This is a genomic window from Duganella sp. BJB1802 (genome assembly GCF_013369445.1).
Classification (GTDB): Bacteria; Pseudomonadota; Gammaproteobacteria; order Burkholderiales; family Burkholderiaceae_D; genus Rugamonas; species Rugamonas vulcania_A.
Window position 1 is genome coordinate 274,367 of the sequence record NZ_JABWEF010000007.1, and the last position, 17,860, is coordinate 292,226.

Consider the following 17,860-nt stretch of genomic DNA (forward strand, 5'->3'; position numbering starts at 1 on the left):
TGCTGCCTTAGATATGTGCGGTGTTTTGATAGGTGTCGATCTGCGCCAGCGTCAGCGCGCGCATGTCCTCGCCCCGGGCGTGCGCCTGGTGCCAGGCCACGATCATGTCGATGGTGTGGCCCAGGTGCCAGCGCGGCTGCCAGCGCAGGCGGGCGCGGGCCTTGGAGCAGTCCAGCTTGAGGTAGTGCGCCTCGTGCGGCTGCGGCGCGCTGTCCAGTTCCCACGAGGCGCCCTGGCCCCAGCTCTCGCACAGGCGCGAGATGATCCACTCGACCGGGCGGGCGTCGATGTCGTGCGGGCCGAAGTTGAAGCCCTCGGCGAACGCCGCGCCTTGCTGGTACAGGTGTTCGGCCAGCGTCAGGTAGCCCGACAGCGGCTCCAGCACGTGCTGCCACGGGCGGATCGCGTGCGGGCTGCGGATCCGCACCGGCTTGCCGGCGCCGATGGCGCGCACCATGTCCGGGATCAGGCGGTCCTCGGCCCAGTCGCCGCCGCCTATCACGTTGCCGGCGCGGCCCGAGGCCAGCGCCACGCCGTGCTCGGCGTATTGTTCGGGATTGAAGAAGGACGAGCGGTAGCCGGCCGTCACCAGCTCGGCGCAGGCCTTGCTGTTGCTGTACGGGTCGTAGCCGCCGAAGGCTTCGTTCTCGCGGTAGCCCCAGGCCCATTCCTTGTTCTCGTAGCACTTGTCGCTGGTGACGTTGACCACCGCCTTGATGCCGGGCGTGTTGCGCACCGCCTCGAAGAAATGCACCAGGCCCATGACGTTGGTGGCGTAGGTCTCCACCGGATGGGCGTAGGAATGGCGCACCAGCGCCTGCGCCGCCATGTGGATGACGATTTCCGGGCGCGCCTTCAGCATGGCCTCGCGCAGGGCGGCGCCGTCGCGGATGTCGCCGATGATGGAGGTCATGCCGTCGGCCACCCGGGCCGTCTCGAACAGGCTGGGCTGGCTTGGCGCTTCGAGCGCGTAGCCGGTGACGTGCGCGCCCAGTTGCTGCAACCACAGGCTCAGCCAGCTGCCCTTGAAACCGGTGTGCCCGGTCAGGAAGACACGCTTGCCGCGCCAGAAACCGGGCGTCATGGCCATCGCTTCCACGGCGCCTTGCCGCTTTCCCACAGGTCCTCCAGGTGGATCTTGTCGCGCAGCGTGTCCATCGGCTGCCAGAAGCCGTGGTGGCGGTAGGCGTCCATCTGGCCGTCCTTGGCCAGGTTTTCCATCGGCTCTTTTTCCCAGATGGTGGCGTCGTCGCTGACGTAGTCGATCACCTTGGGCGAGAGCACGAAGTAGCCGCCGTTGATCCAGGCGCCGTCGCCCTGCGGTTTTTCCATGAAGCTGACGATGCGCTGGCCGTCGATCTCGACCGCGCCGAAGCGGCCGGGCGGCTGCACCGCCGTCATGGTGGCCAGCTTGCCGTGCTGCTTGTGGAAGGCGATCGAGGCGGTGATGTCGATGTCGGCCACGCCGTCGCCGTAGGTGAAGCAGAACGCCTCCTCGTTTTCGAGGTGCTTGCGCACGCGCTTGAGGCGGCCGCCGGTCAGGGTGTCGGCGCCGGTGTCGATCAGCGTGACGCGCCACGGTTCGGCGTGGCGCTCGTGCACTTCCATGCTGTTCTGCTGCAGGTCGAAGGTGACGTCCGACGTGTGCAGGAAGTAGTTGGCGAAGAATTCCTTGATCACGTAGCCGCGGTAGCCGCAGCAGATGACGAAGTCGTTGATGCCGTGGCTGGAATAGCTCTTCAGGATGTGCCATAGGATAGGCTTGCCGCCGATTTCCACCATCGGTTTCGGCTTGACCGTGGTCTCTTCGCTGAGCCGTGTGCCCAGTCCACCAGCCAGTATGACTGCTTTCATGCTATCCCCGGATTGTTATGAGTTGACGCAGACCATATTGTCTATTGCGCCCGGGCTATTTTAAACGAAAAGCAGGGGCTGTTTGGTGCCACAGACCGGGCGATGGCGATTTACCACAGTTATTGCGCGGCCGGCTGTCGATAGCCATTTCAAGGGGCGCCGCCGGTTCTCGAATGATAAAAACAATGGGAAATATAAAGTACAAAATTACAACAAAATATGCGTGGCGGCGGGGTAATATTCACTTTCGACGTGCAATTTTCATACTGAATCATTCACCCAAAAGGAACTACAAAATGAAAGCTAAGAATTTCCTGCGGTCAGTTGTTTTGATCAGTGCAGCGTTGGCCGCCTCGGCGCAGGCCAGCACGTACAGCTTCAGTTTCCCGACATCGAGTTCGACGGTGGTTGCGTCGATCGGCTCGGTGTCGCCGACCGAGATCGGCTATTTCTGGTCGATGACCCGTGGCGACGCCGTCTCGCAAAGCTATGTGGGCAGCGGCGTGTTCGGCACGACCAACCTTGAGCTGGACCTGAACGTCACCAGGAACGTCCTGAGCAGCGGCGCCAGCGTGCAGTGGGATGTGCTGGTCAACGGCCAGGATGTCGGCGACTGGAACGTCACCCAGGGCAGCGGCACCGGGATCAACCATCTGAGCCTGAACTTCGGCGCGGTCGGCGGCGAATTCAATTCGCTGGCGCTGGTGGTGAAAAACAATGTGCCCTCCGGCCAGGGCTCGATCGCGCTCGGCCTCGACACGCGGGGCTCGGTCACCGCCGTGCCGGAGCCGGAGACCTATGGCATGTTGCTGGGCGGTCTGGCCGTCGTCGGCCTGATGGCCCGCCGCAAGCGCGCCTAGCGCCTCAGGCGGTCAGCAGCAGCTGGTAGCCGACGCGCATCGTGCGCTGTAGCGCGTCGACCCGATGGGCGGCGTCGGCCGCCAGCTGGACGTAGTGGGTGACGACGAGGGTATTCAATTCGGCCAGTCGGGCCGACAGCAGTTGCCGGAAGCGTTCCGGCGGTTCGAAGCGATGGCCGTGCGTGCGCGCCTGGAACAGCAGCTCCAGCGCCTCGATGCCGGCCTCCAGCCGGGCCAGCGGCGTGGCCGCCGCGGCCGGCGCGGCGCGGTAGCTCGACAGCGGTCGCGGCAGGTAGACATAGTCGCCGCCGGCCAGCGCGGTCAGCGCGGTGGCGATCTCGGCGCGGTCCAGGTAGGGACGATCATGATAGTGGCCGAACGCCGGCCCGATGCCGGCGCGCTTGTACAGCAGCGCGCCCGGCGCGCACACGGCGGCCGCCGCGCCGCTGTCGCCGCTCAGCAGCAGCTCGGCCAGCGAGCCGCCGCCGACGGCGATTTCATCGGCGAACAGCGGCGCCGCCGGCAGCGCCTGGCCGTCCGGCGCGCGCGGCTGGCGCCAGCAGGCCACCAGGCTCACTTGTGGATGATCGAGGAAATAGGGCAGCATGACGGCGATCTTGTCCGGCGCCAGCGTGTCGCCGGCCGGCGCCACCGCGATGTAGGCGCCCAGCGCCAGGGCCAGGCAGTGGTTCAGGTTGTCCAGCGGCGTCAGGCCGGGCGCGGGTGCGTAGCGCAGGCGGCGGTGGGCTTTCAGGTGCGGTTTGAGCAGCGGCAGGCAGGCGCCGCCGGGGCTGCTGTCGCCGACGATGATTTCGCAGTGGGCGTAGGTTTGGGCCAGTGCGCTGAGCAGCGTGGTTTCCAGCGATAGCGGATCGTCGGCCGGGATCAGGATGCTGACCAGCCCTGCGCCGCGAACGCCGGACGCTGCGCCGTCGTGGGCCGTGCCCGGCGGGCCGGGGCGCGTTGCAGCGGCTGCGGCGCGTGCTGCGTTCGCGAGGGCGGGGCTGACACCTTTGGCGACGCGCAGGTACAGCTGCTCCAGGTCGGCCACCAGTTGCGGGGTGTCGAACAGCGGCGCGCTGTCGCGGTGCTTGCGCAGGCGGTTGCGCAGCCGCGCCAGTTCCTTGGGACGCTCGGCCAGGCGCACCGCGCGCGCCTCGTATTTTTGCTCGCTGGCCGTGACCAGTTCCGGCAGCCCGGCCGCGAGCAGCAGGCTGGCGCTGGTGCGGCTGGCGCTGCCCCGGCCCGTGCTGGTCAGCAGCGGCAGGCCGGCCCACAGCACCTCGCCGGCGATGTCGGCCGACGCGTGCGGCGCGGTGTCGAGGAACAGGTCGGCGGCCAGCCAGCGCGCGGCTTGCTGGTCCGGTGAGGCCGGCTCGGCAAAGCACAGGCGTTCGCTGGGGACGCCGCGCTGCATGGCCGCCACGCGCAGGTTGTCGCGCACCGCTTCACTGGCGGATTGCAGCCATAGCACGCTGTCCGGCACTTGATGCAGGATGCGCATCCAAGTGGCGAAGCGCTCCGGCGTGATGTGCTCGGGTGCGCTGAAGCAGCAGTAGACGAAGCCGGGCTCCGGCAGGCCTAGAGCGGCGCGGGCGGACGGCGCGGGCGCAGTCAGCGCGGCCTTGCGCGTCGCGGGCGGGAAGGGCGACGCAGACCAGGAGGGCGCTGTGGGCCGGGACGACGGCGCGGACGGGGCAGCCGACGCAGAGCAGGACAGCGGACCGTGCCGCGACGGCATGGCGGGCCGGGACGGCAGCGGCGCCAGTGGCCGCCGGCGATCCTGCGGCTGGAAGCAGTGCGGCAGGTACAGTGGCTGTTCGGTGTAGTGCGGCGCCAGCGCCGGCGGCAGCGTGACGGCGTCGGCCAGCACGTAGTCGATGGCGGCCATGGCGCTGGTGCCGGGCTGGCCCAGCCAGGCGATCTGCACCGGCGCGGCGCGATGCTGCAAAATCCCCGGCCGCGCGCCCGGCAGCCGGCCGTGCAGGTCGACCAGGATGTCGATCTCGTGCGAGCGGATCGCCTGCGCCGCCTCGGCGTCGCTCAGCGTGGCGATCGGCACGTGCAAGTCCATGCCGCGCAGCAGGCGTTGGCGCAGGGCCGAGCCGTCCTCGGGGCTCCAGCAGAAGCCGTAGACTTCGACCAATCCTCGATCGTGCAGCTCGAACACCTCGGCCACCATCCGCCCCACCGGTTGCGCGCCGAAGCCGCAAGACAGGTAGCCGACGCGCAGCTTGCGGTGGCCGTAGCCGTCGCCGTCGGCCAGCGGCGCGGGGGGCGGCGGCAGCGTGGCGCGCACCTCGCGCTGTGCGGCCGCCAGCTGGCGCGCCGGATCGTCGCTCAGGTCCAGCATCGCCAGCGCCGAGGTGGCATGGCGCAGCGCGCTTTCGCTCAGGCCGGGCACGAAGCCGACCACCGGCCACGCGCACAGCTTCCGGCGCAGGTTCAGCCACTGCGGCGCGATCAGCGGTTGGCGCGGGTCCAGTTGCAGGCTGTGCAGCAGCGCCTGCTCGGCCTGCGGCAGATCGCCCTGCGCCTCGGCCAGCCGGCCGATGTTGTTGTACAAGCGGATCTGCAGCACCGGCGACGCGGCCGCCGCCGTGTCGAGATCGTCCAGCGCGGCGCGCCACTGCGCCAGCGCCGCTTCCGGCTGGCGTTGGCGCTCCAGCAGCGCGCCCAGTCCCAGCTGGCTTTCGGTGAAGCCGGGACGCAGCCGCAGCGATTGCCGGTAGCCGCGCTCGGCGCCGGCCTCGTCGCCCGCCTGCAGCTGCACCACGGCCAGGTTGTACCAGGCCACGTATTCCAGCGGCGAGTCGCAATGCTCCAGCCACAGTTGGTACAGCGAGATGGTTTGCTCGGTCCGGCCCTGCGCGGTCAGCAGGCCGGTCAGGCCGATCAGGTCGATGATGGCCAGCTCGCCCAGCCGCGCCAGGGCCAGCGCCAGCGTGCCCGCCTCGGCCAGGTTACCGGCCGCCATCGCCTGCTGCAGTTGCTGGGACATGGGCGGGCTCCGGTCGGGTAGTGTGGCGTTAGTGCTGCTCGGCCAGCATCAGCACGCCGACCAGGTCGAGGTAGCGCTCGGGCGCGTCCGGCAGGCCGGGGGCGTAGCAGTCGAAGCCGGTCTGCGCGCCGCCGGCCTGCTCCGGCACCGACACCGCCAGCCGGCTGGCGCCGTACGGACGCAGCAGGCTGTGGCTCCACAGCAGCGGCAGCGGTATGCTGGAGTAGACGAAGGGCAGCGTCTCGGTGTCGGCGTGGCGGGTGGCCACGCGGGCGTTGAAGGCCAGGCCGTCGTCGCTGCTCAGCTCCAGTTGCAGCGCGTCGTGGTGCGGATCGGATTTGAGGAACAGCGCCAGCGGGAACATCTCGCTGTTCAGCTCCAGCCGGCTGCCGGGCAGCATGCGCAGGTAGTCCAGCTGCATCAGGCGGTTGCCGGTGTGGCCGGGCTGCACCGGCCCGGTGGTGAACTGTTGCAGGTTCAGGCCGGGCAGGTACATCGCCTGCAACTTGGCGAACGGCGACACCGCCTGCAAGCGCGCGGCCGTGACCGACAGCGGCTCGGCGTGCTGCGCCGCCAGCGTCAGCAGCCGCTGGGCGACGATGGCGCCGACGATGGAGGTGGCGTGCGGCGTGTCGTAGTGGGCCGGGTCGCGGTACAGCCAGGCCGGCGCGCGGCCCAGGAACAGCGACGACAGCGCGGCGCGCACGTCGATCACCGGCAGGGCCAGCTGCTCGAAGGCGCGCAGCTGGGCGTCGTAGATCGGGTGCGGCGCGGCCGACGAGAAGTGCTGCTGCTGCGCCAGCACCAGCGGCACGAAGTGGGCCGCCGGGTACAGCTGGGCGGCGGCCTTGAGCAGCAGGTGGAAGCAGAACAGCCACGACTCGGCGCCGCCGGGGCGCGGCGCGAAGTGGCCGGTGTCGTTGATCGAGTACTCGTACAGCACCACGTCCACCGGCCTGCCGTCGTAGGTCTCGTACAGCCGGCCGATGGCCGACAGCGAGGTGGTGGCGCCCACCGAGATCTGCACGATGTCGGCCTCGGTGTAACCCTGCAGCGAGTGCGCCAGGTGGGTGACGTAGCCGTCCTTGAGCAGCGAGTTGGAGCCGCCGATGATGAGGACTCGCATGGCGTCAGGCCGGCACGGCGGTGATGAGGTAGCGTTGCGCCATCGCGTCCTGCGCGGCCAGCTCGGGATCGCTGCCGCTGGCCTGGGCCAGCTGGCGCAGGATGGGCATGAAGGCCTCGCGGCCCGGCTCGTTGAAGATCACCGGCACGCCGCCGCTCATGCGGAAGCCGGCCTGCTGCAGCAGCTCCAGCAGCGAGCCGCGCGTGAAACCGTGCAGCTCGTCCGGCTGCATGACGCCGTCGGCGCGGTAGCGGAAGTCGCCCATGTTCAGGCGCACCTGCACGCTCCAGTGCTGCAGGTTGCGGACCGACAGCGCCAGCGTGCCGCCCGGCGCCATGCCGGCGCGGATGGACTTGAGCACGGCCAGCGGATCGCGCACGCGCTCCAGCGCGCCGTCCAGCACCCACAGGTCGGCCTGCGCCACCTGGCGCTCGCGCTGCGGGTCCGGGCTCTCGATGTCCTGGCTGTAGACGAAATCGCAGTGCGCGCGCGCCTGCTCGGCGGCGATGGCGTCGCGCTCGATGCCGGTGTAGTTGCACAGCGGGTGGCGCTGCTTGTAGGCCTTGGCGAAGGCGCCGTCGCCGCAGCCCAGCTGCACCACCTTGACTGCGGCCGGCGCGAAGTCCAGCAGCTGCTGGTTGATTTGCACGCTGGCGGCCGGCTTGTCGTAGTGGTAGCCGCCGGTGCGGCGCACCGTGCCCTGCCAGTCGTGGCGGATGAAGATGCGTTGCGCCGGCTGGTCGCTGAAATCGTTGTTGACCCAGGCGATGTTGCGCATCAGGCGCTCGCTCTGGCCGGCCTGCGCCATCGCCACCATCGGCGGCAGCATCGGCGCGCCGTGCTTGACCGGCAGCGGCCACTGGCGCACCACCTCGATGTTGGTCAGCATGCAGGCCGGGTGCAGGTAGGGCATGCTGCCCTCGCCGTGCGGCTGGCCGTCGGCGTTGACCGGCGTGACGTTGCCGACGCCGTACATGTGCGGCTCCAGGTTCTCCGCCAGCGATTCGAGGAAGCCGCGCTTGAGGATCTCGACGTCGGAGTCGAGGAACAGCACCCGGCCGGACAATTCAAGATTCTCGATCGCCCACGCCATGCCGGGGCCGTGGTGGATGTTGTAGCCGAACGGGATGAAGCGCACGCCCGGGTATTGGGCGGCGATCGGCGCGATCTGCGCGGCGATCTCCGGCGTGGAGCCGTCGATGATGGTGACCGGGTTGTGCGGGTAGAACTGGCGGAAGGTGCCCAGCAGCGAGGCGATCAGGTCGGGCGCGTTGTAGGACACGGCGATCATCGGAATCTGGTCGATATTCATGGGGGCTTTCGTCGTGTGGGTTGCGTCGGCTGCGGTTGCGGGCAGCGCCACGCGCCGCATGGCCGCTTCCAGGTTGCGCACCAGGCGCGGCGTGTCGAACAGCGCGCAGCTCAGGCGGTTGTCGGCCAGCTGGCGCTTCATGGCGGCGATGGCGGCCGGGTCGTGCGCCAGCGCCACCGCTTTCTCTTCGTAGTCGGTGAAGTTGTAGGTGATCAGCTGCGGCAGGTCCACCGCGCGCAGCAGGCTGCCCGCCATGCGCGAGGCGAAGGTCGGCCCGGCGCAGGTCAGCAGCGGCAGGCCCGCCCACAAGGCGTCGCTGGCGGTGGTGCCGGCGTTGAACGGGTAGGTGTCCAGGAACAGGTCGGCCAGCTGGTAGCGCGCCAGGTAGTCGGCCGGCAGCGCGCGTTCGGCGAAGATCAGGCGCTCGGCGTCGATGCCGGCTTCGGCGGCGTGACGCTTGAGGTTCTCGGCCACCAGCGGCGTGTCGGCCACCAGCCACAGCACGCTGCCCGGCACGCGGCGCAGGATGTTCATCCAGTGCGCGAACAGCTCGGGCTTGAGCTTGTAGCTGTTGTTGAACGAGCAGAAGACGAAGGCGTCCTCCGGCAGCTTGACGCTGGCGCGGGTCGGCTTGTTGCCGATCAGGCGCTGGCGGTCGTTGATCTGGAAGGTGTCCGGCAGGTACAGCGGCTTTTCCGTGAAGTCCTTGGTCATCTCCGGCGTGATCAGGAACTCGTCGGCGATCACGTAGTCGATGCCGGGCAGGCCGGTGCTGCCGGGGAAGCCCAGCCAGGTCATTTGCACCGGCGCCGGGCGCCAGGCCAGGATCTGCGGGCGCGCGCCGGAGGTCAGGCCGTGCAGGTCGACCAGGATGTCGATCTCGTGGGCGCGGATCAGGCGTGCGGCCTGCTCGTCGCTCAGCGCGTGAATCGGAATGTAGTGGTCCATGCCGGCCACCACGCGCGCGCGCAGCGGCGAGCCGTCCTCGCGGCTCCAGCTGAAGGCGTAGACCTCGAACTTGCTGCGGTCGTGCAGGCCGTACAGCTCGGCGGTGAGGATAGACACCGCGTGCGAGCACAGGTCGGACGACAGGTAGCCGACCCGCAGCCGCTCATGGCCGTAGCGGGAACCCTGTCCGGCGGGGCCGGTCAGCGACGGCACCGTGGTGTCGAGCTTCTCGGCCACGAAGCGGGCGGCGGCCGCCGCTTGCAGCGCCGGGTCGTCGGTCAGGCTGAGCATCGCCAGCGCCGAGGCGCCGTCCTCCATCTGGCGGCGGCTGATGTGCGGCAGGCCGCTCCAGGTCGGCCAGTGGCACTGCTTCTGGCGCAGGTGCACCCAGTGCGTCATCACGTGCGGCTGGTCCGGCTCCACGGTCAGGCTTTGCGCCAGCATGGCTTCGGCCTCCGGGTACTGCTTCTGGATCTCCAGCAGCCGGCCCAGGTTGTTCAGGGTTTGCAGGTATTGCGTGCGCTGGGCTTTTTGGTCCAGCTTGACGGCCGGGCCGAGGATGGTGCGCCACATGGCCAGCGCTTCCTCCGGCTGGCCCTGGCGTTCCAGCAGCGTGCCGAGGTTGAGCCGGCCCTCGACAAAGCGCGGCTGCAATGCGATGCACTTGCGGTAGGCCGCCTCGGCGCCGGCGTCGTCGGAGTCGGCGGCCAGCAGCGCGCCGAGGTTGAACCAGGCCGCGTACAACAGCGGCTGGCGGGCGCCGTGCTCGATCCAGCAGCGATACAGCGCGATCGCCTGCTGCGGCTGGCCCTGCTTTTGCAGCGCGGCGGCGGCGTCGAACAGCTGCGGGATGGTCATGTTGCCGCGCGCCGCCTGCTTGAGCCATTGCGTGTGGGGTGTCGCGCCGAGGTTCATGGGCTGCACGCTAGACAACGGTGTTGAAGATTTTCAGCACATCGGGCAGGTACAGGTTCGGTTCGCGCAGCAGCGTGAAGCGGCGCATGCCGATGATCTCCTCGAAGCGCTTGCCGTTGAGCCATTCCGCCGACGAGATCTCGTCCAGGCGGAAGCGGTGCACATTGCGCCCGGTGGCGAAGGCCGGCACGATGGTGGGGACGTAGTTCATGCAGTCGATCTCGACCAGGATGGGCTGGCCCAGGTAGTTCAGCTCGAACTGCAGCACGTTGTCGATCGGCGTGTCGCACACCTCCAGGCGGGTGCGCAGCACGGCCAGGAAGCCGTCCAGGTCGACCTGCTGCCAGTCGGTCCGCACCGTCTTGGCCGGGCGCGAGCGCAGGAAATCGTTGGCGGCGTCGCGGTATTCTTCAACGGTGTAGACGCGCTGCATGGTGACGGCCAGTTCGCCGTCCGGCTTGCCCGCGTAGTCGCCGGCCAGCATCGGCAGCACCACCTCGGCCAGTTCCGGCCGGCGCGAACGCGCGTAGGCGGCGAACTCCACCGGCGTGCGTACCGCCATGTTGATCTCCGAGTGCATATTGCCGTCGTCGATCAGCAGGTTGGCGCCGAACGGGATCACCACTTTCGGCTTGAGGATGTCGATCACGTTCAGGCAGTCGTCCTGGTACATATTGACCAGGCGCTCGCTCTCGATCCGCTTCTCGTGCAGCTTGTCCTGCGGGTACTCCATCAGGAACGGATACCAGTGGATGTAGGCGTACGGGATGCAGGCGACGTCGATGTCGACGCCGACCGTGGTGAACTTGGCCATCGTGGCCGGCTTCAGGTAGTTGTCGTTGCCGTGGTAGATGCAGAAGCGGTCGTTGTAGGCGATCACCGAGGAGTCGATGCCGTTGCTGTCGTGCGTGACGCCGTACACCATCACGCCGGGCAGCAGCTCGGTCACCGTCTCCGGCTCGATGATGGTGATCGGACGATCGGCGTTGGCCTGGATGTCGGCCTCGAACGACGGCCGCTGGCCGACGATGGCGACCTTGACCGACGGCTTGAGCTTCTGCAGGAACGGCAGGTCGTAGTGGTCCTGGTGGATGTGCGAGACGATCACGGCGTCGACGTCGTACAGCGCCGGGTCGTCCAGCTGCGGCGGGAAGAACACCCAGGAGTCGCCGTAGGGCTGCGACTCGATGATGGGGTCGAACAGGATCTTCTTGCCGCCGATGACGGCCAGCAGGCCGGCATGCCCCAGGTAGAGCACGCCGTCGGTGGCGCCGTATTGTTCGAGGAACTGATGCAGTTGTTGGTTCATAACGATTCCGAACGGGGGGAAGGTGGAATGTCCCAGCCGGCCACGACGTCGGCCGGGTAGCCGCGCCGGAAATGGCTGGTCCAGGGGTAGGCCGGGCGGTCGGTGCCGTCCTTGAGCTTGATCTTGCTGGTGTCGCAGATGTACTTCGACGGGCTGCCGCCGGCCACCGTGTCCGGCGCCACGTCGCGCCCGACCATGCTGTGCGCGGCCACCAGCGCGCCGCTGCCGACCTTCACGCCCGGCAGCACCACGCTCATGGTGGCCACCGCCGCGTAGTCGCCGATCTCGCAGCCGAGCAGTACGTCGCTTGGCGGGTGCGGGTCGTTGGTCAGCACCACGTACGGGAAGATCCAGACGAAGTTGCCGACCTTGGACATCTTGCCGATGTGGACGTTGGAGTGGAAGCGCACGTAGTCGCCGATGCTGCAGTCGCCCTGGATGTCGCTCAGCGTGCCGAGCTGGAAGTTGAGGCCGGCGGTGGTCTTCTCGCGCACGGTGACGCGGTGGCCGGTGATGAAGCGCGCGCCGAAGGTCGAGCCGGCGTACAGGATGGAGTGCGAGCGGATGCGCGAATCGGCGCCGATCACCAGCGGCAGGCCCTCGGCCAGCGGGCTGGGGTAGCCGATTTCGCAGAAGCTGTCGATCACCGTGTTGTCGCCGATGTGCACGTTCTCATGGACGATGGTGAACGCGCCGATGCTGACATTGGCGCCCAGGATGGCTTGCGGTGAAACGGATGCGCTGGGATGTATCATGCTGGTCTCCTCCTGTTGTTGTTTTGCGTTTTCTTATTTGGACAGCGCCTGGCGGACGGCGGCGCAGACGGCCAGCGCGTCGGCCTCGCTCATGGTCGGCCCCATCGGCAGGCTCAGCACTTCCTTGTGGATGGCCTCGGCCAGCGGGAAGTCGCCCGGCTTGTAGCCCAGGTGGGCGTAGGCCGGCTGCAGGTGCGGCGGCACCGGATAGTGGACGATGGTGCCGATGCCCTGTTCGGCCAGCGCCTTGGCCAGCGCGTCGCGCTGGGCGTGGCGCACCACGTAGACGTGCCACACCGGCTCGGCCCATTCCGGCACCTGCGGCAGCGCCAGGCCGGGGATGCCGGCCAGCTCGCGCTGGTAGATGGCGGCGATGGCGCGGCGCTTGGCGTTGTCGCCGTCCAGCTTGGGCAGCTTGACGCTCAGCAGCGCCGACTGCACCTCGTCCAGGCGCGAGTTATAGCCCGGCACCTCGTTGTAGTACTTGACCTTGGAGCCGTAGTTGCGCAGGGTGCGGATCTTGTCGGCCAGCTCGTCGTCGCTGGTGGTGACGGCGCCGCCGTCGCCCAATGCGCCCAGGTTCTTGCCCGGGTAGAAGCTGAACGCGGCCGCGTCGCCCAGCTGGCCGGCCACGCGGCCGCGGTACAGCGCGCCGTGGGCCTGGGCCGCGTCCTCGATCACCTTCAGGCCGTGCTTGGCGGCCAGCGCGAGCAATGGGTCCATGTCAGCGGTCTGGCCGTACAGGTGGACCGGCATGATGGCCTTGGTGCGCGGCGTGATGGCCGCCTCGACGCGGGCCGGGTCGATGTTGAAGCCGTCGGCGGTGGGCTCGACCGGCACCGGCGTGGCGCCGCAGTCGCTGACCGCCAGCCAGGTGGCGATGAAGGTGTTGGACGGCACGATCACCTCGTCGCCGGGGCCGATGCCGTAGGCCTTGAGGATCATGAAGATCGCGTCCAGGCCGTTGGCCACGCCGATGCCGTGCTTGCTCTTGCAGTAGGCCGCGAAGCTGGCCTCGAAGGCGCTGGTCTCGCCGCCCAGGATGTACCAGCCGGAGTGCAGCACGCGCTTGAACGCGGCTTCCAGCTCGTCGGCTTGCGACAGGTTGATGGCTTTCAGGTCGAGGAAGGGAACGCTCATGGCAAGACTCACTTAGGTTGTCGCTTGGGTTGTTGGTGTGCCGCGGCCACGAACTCGTCGTAGTCGTGGTAGTAGTCCTTGGGGTCGTACAGCGTGGAGGCCAGCACCACGCACACCGCGCCCGAGGAGAAGTTCTCGACCTCGCGCCACATCATGCCGGGCACGTACAGGCCGTAGTAGGAGCGGTTGAGCTGGAACTTCTTGCGCTCGTAGCCGTCGTCGACGATCACGTCGAAGCTGCCCGACATGGCGACGAACAGCTGCTGCAGCTCGAAGTGGCCGTGGCCGGCGCGCGCCGAGCCGCCCGGCACGTCGTACAGGTAGTACACGCGCTTGATGTCGAACGGGATGTGCACGCCGCCCTCGATCACCGACAGGTTGCCGCGCACGTCGTGGTGCGGCGGCAGGTCGATCAGCCTGCATTGGTCCATCATGATGCCGCTCCTTCGCGTTGCGCCGCCAGCACCTGGTGGTAGCGCTGCTGCGAGCGCGCCACCATCGGGAACACGCCGCTCAGGCGCGCGGCCACGTCGTCCACGGTCGGCTGCATCGCCGCCAGCTCCTCCGGCGCGACCATGCCGATGTCGCACGATTCGATCAGCAGGTCGATGTAGTCGGAGAAGCAGTAGCCGAAGTTGGGGTTGCTGTTGATGTTGCTGTTCGATTCCAGCCGCTGGTCGTGGCGGAAGTAGGACAGCTCCTCGTCGATGTAGAACACCTTGCCGTCGCGCGCCAGGTTGAAGTAGGTGGCGACGTCGGCCAGGCCCAGCGTGCAGTCGTGGTTGTGGTAGCGGAACAGGTGGCGGCCCACTTCCCACAGGCGCTCGCGGCGGAACATGATGGAGGTGAACTCTCCGATGAAGTTGCGCATGCCCAGCACCATGCTGCGCTGCATGTCGCGCGCGTCCATGCTGCCGCTGGCCTGGTAGGGGCGGCGCAGCTCGGTGCGCTCGTTGTCGACGTTGATCACCTGCGACGACGAGAACACAAGCTGGATGGCCGGGTCCATGTTCATCGTGGCCACCATGCGCTCGACGCAGAACGGGTGCAGCACGTCGTCGTCGAACAGCGGCTTGATCAGCTGGCCCTTGGCGCCGAACAGCGCGGTCAGCACGTTCTGCTCGCGCAGCGCGGAATTGCGCTGGTAGATCAGGTGGCCGGTGTAGCGGGCGCAGATCTCCTTGATCGCCTCGGTCGGGCAATTGTCGCTGACCATGATCTCGATGTTGGGGTAGCTCTGTCCCAGCGCCGACTTCAGGCACGCCTCGAAGTGGGCGGGTTTGTAGGACGGAATAACGATGCTAACTAATGGCAAACTCATAAATTGTCTGGCTCCTGGCTGAGGCGGTTAAGCGGCGACCGCCATCACGATGTATTGCCACGGCAGCGCGTCCTCCACCGCCACCACGGGGTCGAGGCCGCTGGCGCCGGCCATCAGGCGGATGGCGGGCAGGTATTTCTCGCGGGCCGGCTCGTCGATGATGCGGGCGCTGCCGCCGGCGATCTGGAAGCCGGCCTGCTGGAACAGTTCCAGCATGGCGCCGCGGGTGAAGATGCGCTTGCGCGATTTTTCGATGCCGCCGGGGCCGTAGCGCATGTCGCCGGCGTTCAGGCGCGCCTGGATGCTCCAGTGCTGGAAGTTGCGCAGGGTGGCGACGATCTTGCCGCCCGGCGCGATGCTGGTGCGGATCTTCTGCAGCACGGTCCATGGATCGTTGAGCGTCTCCAGCGTCTCGTCGATGACCCAGCAGTCGGCGCCGCGCACGTGGTCCCACAGGTCGGCGCCGGCGTGCTCGATGTCGAGGTTGAACACGAAGTCGCAATGCGGGCGGGCGGCCTGGGCCGGCGCCGGATCGGCTTCGATGCCGGTGTAGTTGGCCAGCGGGTTGCGCACGCGGTAGGCCTTGGCGAAGGCGCCGTCGCCGCAGCCCAGCTCGACCACCTTGACGGCGGCCGGCGGCACGAACTGCAGCAGGTCGGTGTTGACCTCGCTGGTGGCGCTGGGCAGGTCGTAGTGGTAGCCGCCGGTGCGGATCACCGTGCCCTGCCAGTCGTGCTTGATGTAGGTGCGGGTCGGCTCGCGGGCGAAATCGTCGCGCACCCAGTCGACCGCGTGCAGCAGCGCGCCCTGGCCGGCGCGATGCATGGCCAGCATGGCCGGCAGCATCGGCGCGCCGTGCTTGATCGGCAGCGGCCACTGGCGCATCACCTCGGCGTTCACCAGCATGCAGGCCGGGTGCAGGTAGGGGATGCCGTCGGCCCCGCGGCTGTGGCCCAGCTCGTTGACGTGCTGGACGTTGCCGACGCCGTACATCTCCGGGCGCAGCTGGCTGTGCAGCGATTCCAGGAAGCCGGGCTTGAGGATCTCGACGTCGGAGTCGAGGAACAGCACCTCGCCCGACAGGCCCAGGTGGTTGAGCGCCCACGCCATGCCGGGGCCGTGGTGGATGTTGTAGCCGAACGGGATGAATTCGACGTTGTCGTGGCCGTCGGTGATGGCGCGGATTTTCTCGGCCACGTCCGGGTTGGAGCCGTCGATCACGTACACGCGGTTGCCGTAGAACTGGCGCAGGGTGCGCAGCAGCGCCTCGATCAGGTCCGGTGCATTGTAGGACACGGTGACGATGGGGATGTCGGCGATGCGTACCGGCTCGGCGGCCTGCGACGGTTCCTGCGGACGCACCGCGTGTTCCGGCGCGGCCAGGCGCGGCGCGGCCGGCTTGGCGACCTTCTGCAATGCCGCCTCCAGGTTGCGCACGAAGCGCGGGCTGTCGAACAGCGGGCAGGTCAGGCGGTTGGCGGCCAGCTGGCGCTTCATCGAGGCGATGCGGGCCGGATCGTTGGCCAGCGCCACCGCCTTTTCCTCGTAGTCGGCGAAGTTGTAGGTGATCAGCTGCGGCAGGTCGACCGCGCGCAGCAGGCTGCCGGCCATGCGCGACGAGAAGGTCTGGCCGGCGCAGGTCAGCAGCGGCAGGCCGGCCCACAGCGCGTCGCTGGCGGTGGTGCCGGCGTTGAACGGGAAGGTGTCGAGGAACAGGTCGGCCAGCTGGTAGCGCGCCAGGTACTCGGCCGGCACCGCGCGGCTGTTGAAGATCAGGCGGTTGCGGTCGATGCCGGCCTCCTCGGCGTAGCGGTACAGGTTCTCGCGCACTTCCGGATAGTCGGCCACCAGCCACAGCACACTGTTGGGCACGCGGCGCAGGATGTTCATCCACACCGTGAACAGGTCGGGCGTGAACTTGAAGTTGTTGTTGAACGAGCAGAAGACGAAGGCGTCCTCCGGCAGGTTGACGCTGGCGCGGGTCGGCTTGGGCGCGATCAGGCGCTGGCGGTCGTTGATCTGGAAGGTGTCGGGCAGGTAGAGCGGCTTCTCGGTGAAGTCCTTGGTCATCTCCGGCGTGATCAGGAACTCATCGGCGATCACGTAGTCGACGCCGGGCAGGCCGGTGCTGCCGGGGAAGCCGAGGTAGGTCAGCTGCGCCGGCGCCGGGCGGTAGGCCAGGATGTTCGGGCGCGCGCCCAGGGTCAGGCCGTGCAGGTCGACCAGGATGTCGATCTCGTGGGCGCGGATGGTGCGGGCGGCCTGCTCGTCGGTCAGCTTGTCGATGCGGATGTAGTGGTCCATGGCCTTGACCACGCGGGCGCGGATCGGCGAACCGTCCTCGCGGCTCCAGCTGAAGGCGTAGACCTCGAACTTGCTGCGGTCGTGCAGCTCGTACAGCTCGGCGGTGAGGATGGACACCGCGTGCGAGCAGAAGTCCGACGACAGGTAGCCGATGCGCAGGCGGCCGTGGCCGTAGCCGTGCTGGCCGGTCAGCGGCGCGACGGCGGCGTTGACCTTCTCGTTGACGAAGCGGCGCGCGGCGGCCAGCTGCTGGGCCGGATCGGCCGAGGCGCTGAGCATGGCCAGCGCCGAGGTGCCCTCCATCATGGTCGCGACCGAGATGTGTTCGAGGCCGCTGTAGACCGGCCACTCGCACTGCTTCTGGCGCAGGTGGACCCAGTGGGTCATGACGTTGGCCTGTTGCGGATCGACGCGCAGGCTCAGCGCCAGCATGGCCTCGGCCTCGGGGTAGCGCTTGCGGATCTCCAGCAGGCGGCCGAGGTTGTTCAGGGTTTGCACGTACAGGGTCGGATTGGTCTTGATGTCCGGCTGTACTTCATCGCTGAGGATGGTCTTCCACATGGCCAGCGCGTCGTCCGGGCGGCCGGTGCGTTCGAGCAGCGTGCCCAGGTTGAGGCGGGCCTCGACGAAGCCGGGGTTCTGGCTGATGGCCTTGCGCAGCACGGCCTCGGCGCCGGGGTCGTCGCCGGCGTTGGACAGCACCACGGCCAGGTTGAAGCAGGCGGCGTAGAGCAGCGGCGACGGCGTGTGGTCGATCCAGGCGCGGTAGAGGGCGATGGCGGCGGGCAGTTGTCCGCTTTCCTGCAACACGGCGGCGGCGCCGAACAGATCGCCGATGGACAGCGCGCCCTTGACGGCCAGTGCCATAACGGTGCCCAACGGGCTGGTATCGATGGGAGCGGCAGGTACTTGAGCGGTCATAGCGGGCGTAGGATGGGATGAGCCATAAAAGGTACGCACTATCATACCTTTTTGTCGCTGGATGAGGGGCAACTTTTGGCTCAGGAGCAAGACT

General features: G+C 68.1%; 12 protein-coding genes. 1 reads left to right on the plus strand and 11 read right to left on the minus strand.

Annotated features, from left to right (window positions below; genetic code table 11):
* Positions 1-7 precede the first annotated feature (7 nt).
* The gene (rfbG, locus tag HUX88_RS13805; protein WP_176362162.1) at positions 8-1,084 is read right to left on the minus strand and encodes a CDP-glucose 4,6-dehydratase; all 1,077 of its coding nucleotides are present in this window, start codon (positions 1,082-1,084) and stop codon (positions 8-10) included.
* Positions 1,081-1,854: a glucose-1-phosphate cytidylyltransferase gene (gene rfbF, locus HUX88_RS13810; protein WP_176362132.1), complete on the minus strand. Its 774-nt coding sequence runs from the start codon at positions 1,852-1,854 to the stop codon at positions 1,081-1,083. The genes rfbG and rfbF overlap by 4 nt, the downstream gene beginning before the upstream one ends.
* 296 nt (positions 1,855-2,150) lie before the next feature.
* Between rfbF and HUX88_RS13815 the strand changes: the two genes are divergently transcribed.
* Complete coding sequence (locus HUX88_RS13815) at positions 2,151-2,714, plus strand: PEP-CTERM sorting domain-containing protein (protein ID WP_176362133.1); 564 nt, start codon at positions 2,151-2,153, stop codon at positions 2,712-2,714.
* 4 nt (positions 2,715-2,718) lie between these two features.
* On the opposite strand, the gene HUX88_RS32370 is transcribed toward HUX88_RS13815, so the two are convergent.
* From HUX88_RS32370 to HUX88_RS13865, 9 genes are read right to left on the minus strand one after another with little or no spacing between them, the layout of a single operon-like run.
* Positions 2,719-5,715, minus strand: coding sequence for a glycosyltransferase (locus tag HUX88_RS32370; protein WP_229219334.1), 2,997 nt, complete (start codon positions 5,713-5,715; stop codon positions 2,719-2,721).
* A gap of 28 nt (positions 5,716-5,743) precedes the next feature.
* Positions 5,744-6,841, minus strand: a complete 1,098-nt coding sequence (locus HUX88_RS13830; protein WP_176362134.1) for a hypothetical protein — start codon at positions 6,839-6,841, stop codon at positions 5,744-5,746.
* Between the two features lie 4 nt (positions 6,842-6,845).
* Positions 6,846-10,016 carry a methyltransferase domain-containing protein gene (locus tag HUX88_RS13835; protein ID WP_176362135.1) on the minus strand — a complete coding sequence of 1,057 codons (3,171 nt, stop codon included), beginning with the start codon at positions 10,014-10,016 and terminating at the stop codon, positions 6,846-6,848.
* A gap of 10 nt (positions 10,017-10,026) precedes the next feature.
* Positions 10,027-11,325: an MBL fold metallo-hydrolase gene (locus HUX88_RS13840; protein ID WP_176362136.1), complete on the minus strand. Its 1,299-nt coding sequence runs from the start codon at positions 11,323-11,325 to the stop codon at positions 10,027-10,029.
* The gene (locus HUX88_RS13845; RefSeq protein ID WP_161089733.1) at positions 11,322-12,080 is read right to left on the minus strand and encodes an acyltransferase; all 759 of its coding nucleotides are present in this window, start codon (positions 12,078-12,080) and stop codon (positions 11,322-11,324) included. The genes HUX88_RS13840 and HUX88_RS13845 overlap by 4 nt, the downstream gene beginning before the upstream one ends.
* A 33-nt stretch (positions 12,081-12,113) precedes the next feature.
* Complete coding sequence (locus tag HUX88_RS13850; protein ID WP_176362137.1) at positions 12,114-13,220, minus strand: DegT/DnrJ/EryC1/StrS aminotransferase family protein; 1,107 nt, start codon at positions 13,218-13,220, stop codon at positions 12,114-12,116.
* A gap of 8 nt (positions 13,221-13,228) precedes the next feature.
* Positions 13,229-13,654 (minus strand): FdtA/QdtA family cupin domain-containing protein, encoded by a 426-nt coding sequence (locus HUX88_RS13855; RefSeq protein WP_117015348.1) that lies wholly within the window; start codon positions 13,652-13,654, stop codon positions 13,229-13,231.
* Complete coding sequence (locus tag HUX88_RS13860) at positions 13,651-14,541, minus strand: glycosyltransferase (RefSeq protein WP_176362138.1); 891 nt, start codon at positions 14,539-14,541, stop codon at positions 13,651-13,653. The genes HUX88_RS13855 and HUX88_RS13860 overlap by 4 nt, the downstream gene beginning before the upstream one ends.
* Positions 14,542-14,568: 27 nt before the next feature.
* On the minus strand, positions 14,569-17,766 hold the full coding sequence (locus tag HUX88_RS13865; protein ID WP_176362139.1) for a methyltransferase domain-containing protein: 3,198 nt from the start codon (positions 17,764-17,766) through the stop codon (positions 14,569-14,571).
* Positions 17,767-17,860 lie beyond the last annotated feature (94 nt).

Excerpts from the sequence above, each read along its gene's own strand:
- rfbG (WP_176362162.1), bottom strand. The coding sequence starts at position 1,084 with ATGACGCCCGGTTTCTGGCGCGGCAAGCGTGTCTTCCTGACCGGGCAC.
- rfbF (WP_176362132.1), bottom strand. The coding sequence starts at position 1,854 with ATGAAAGCAGTCATACTGGCTGGTGGACTGGGCACACGGCTCAGCGAA.
- HUX88_RS13815 (WP_176362133.1), top strand. The coding sequence starts at position 2,151 with ATGAAAGCTAAGAATTTCCTGCGGTCAGTTGTTTTGATCAGTGCAGCG.
- HUX88_RS32370 (WP_229219334.1), bottom strand. The coding sequence starts at position 5,715 with ATGTCCCAGCAACTGCAGCAGGCGATGGCGGCCGGTAACCTGGCCGAG.
- HUX88_RS13830 (WP_176362134.1), bottom strand. The coding sequence starts at position 6,841 with ATGCGAGTCCTCATCATCGGCGGCTCCAACTCGCTGCTCAAGGACGGC.
- HUX88_RS13835 (WP_176362135.1), bottom strand. The coding sequence starts at position 10,016 with ATGAACCTCGGCGCGACACCCCACACGCAATGGCTCAAGCAGGCGGCG.
- HUX88_RS13840 (WP_176362136.1), bottom strand. The coding sequence starts at position 11,325 with ATGAACCAACAACTGCATCAGTTCCTCGAACAATACGGCGCCACCGAC.
- HUX88_RS13845 (WP_161089733.1), bottom strand. The coding sequence starts at position 12,080 with ATGATACATCCCAGCGCATCCGTTTCACCGCAAGCCATCCTGGGCGCC.
- HUX88_RS13850 (WP_176362137.1), bottom strand. The coding sequence starts at position 13,220 with ATGAGCGTTCCCTTCCTCGACCTGAAAGCCATCAACCTGTCGCAAGCC.
- HUX88_RS13855 (WP_117015348.1), bottom strand. The coding sequence starts at position 13,654 with ATGATGGACCAATGCAGGCTGATCGACCTGCCGCCGCACCACGACGTG.
- HUX88_RS13860 (WP_176362138.1), bottom strand. The coding sequence starts at position 14,541 with ATGAGTTTGCCATTAGTTAGCATCGTTATTCCGTCCTACAAACCCGCC.
- HUX88_RS13865 (WP_176362139.1), bottom strand. The coding sequence starts at position 17,766 with ATGACCGCTCAAGTACCTGCCGCTCCCATCGATACCAGCCCGTTGGGC.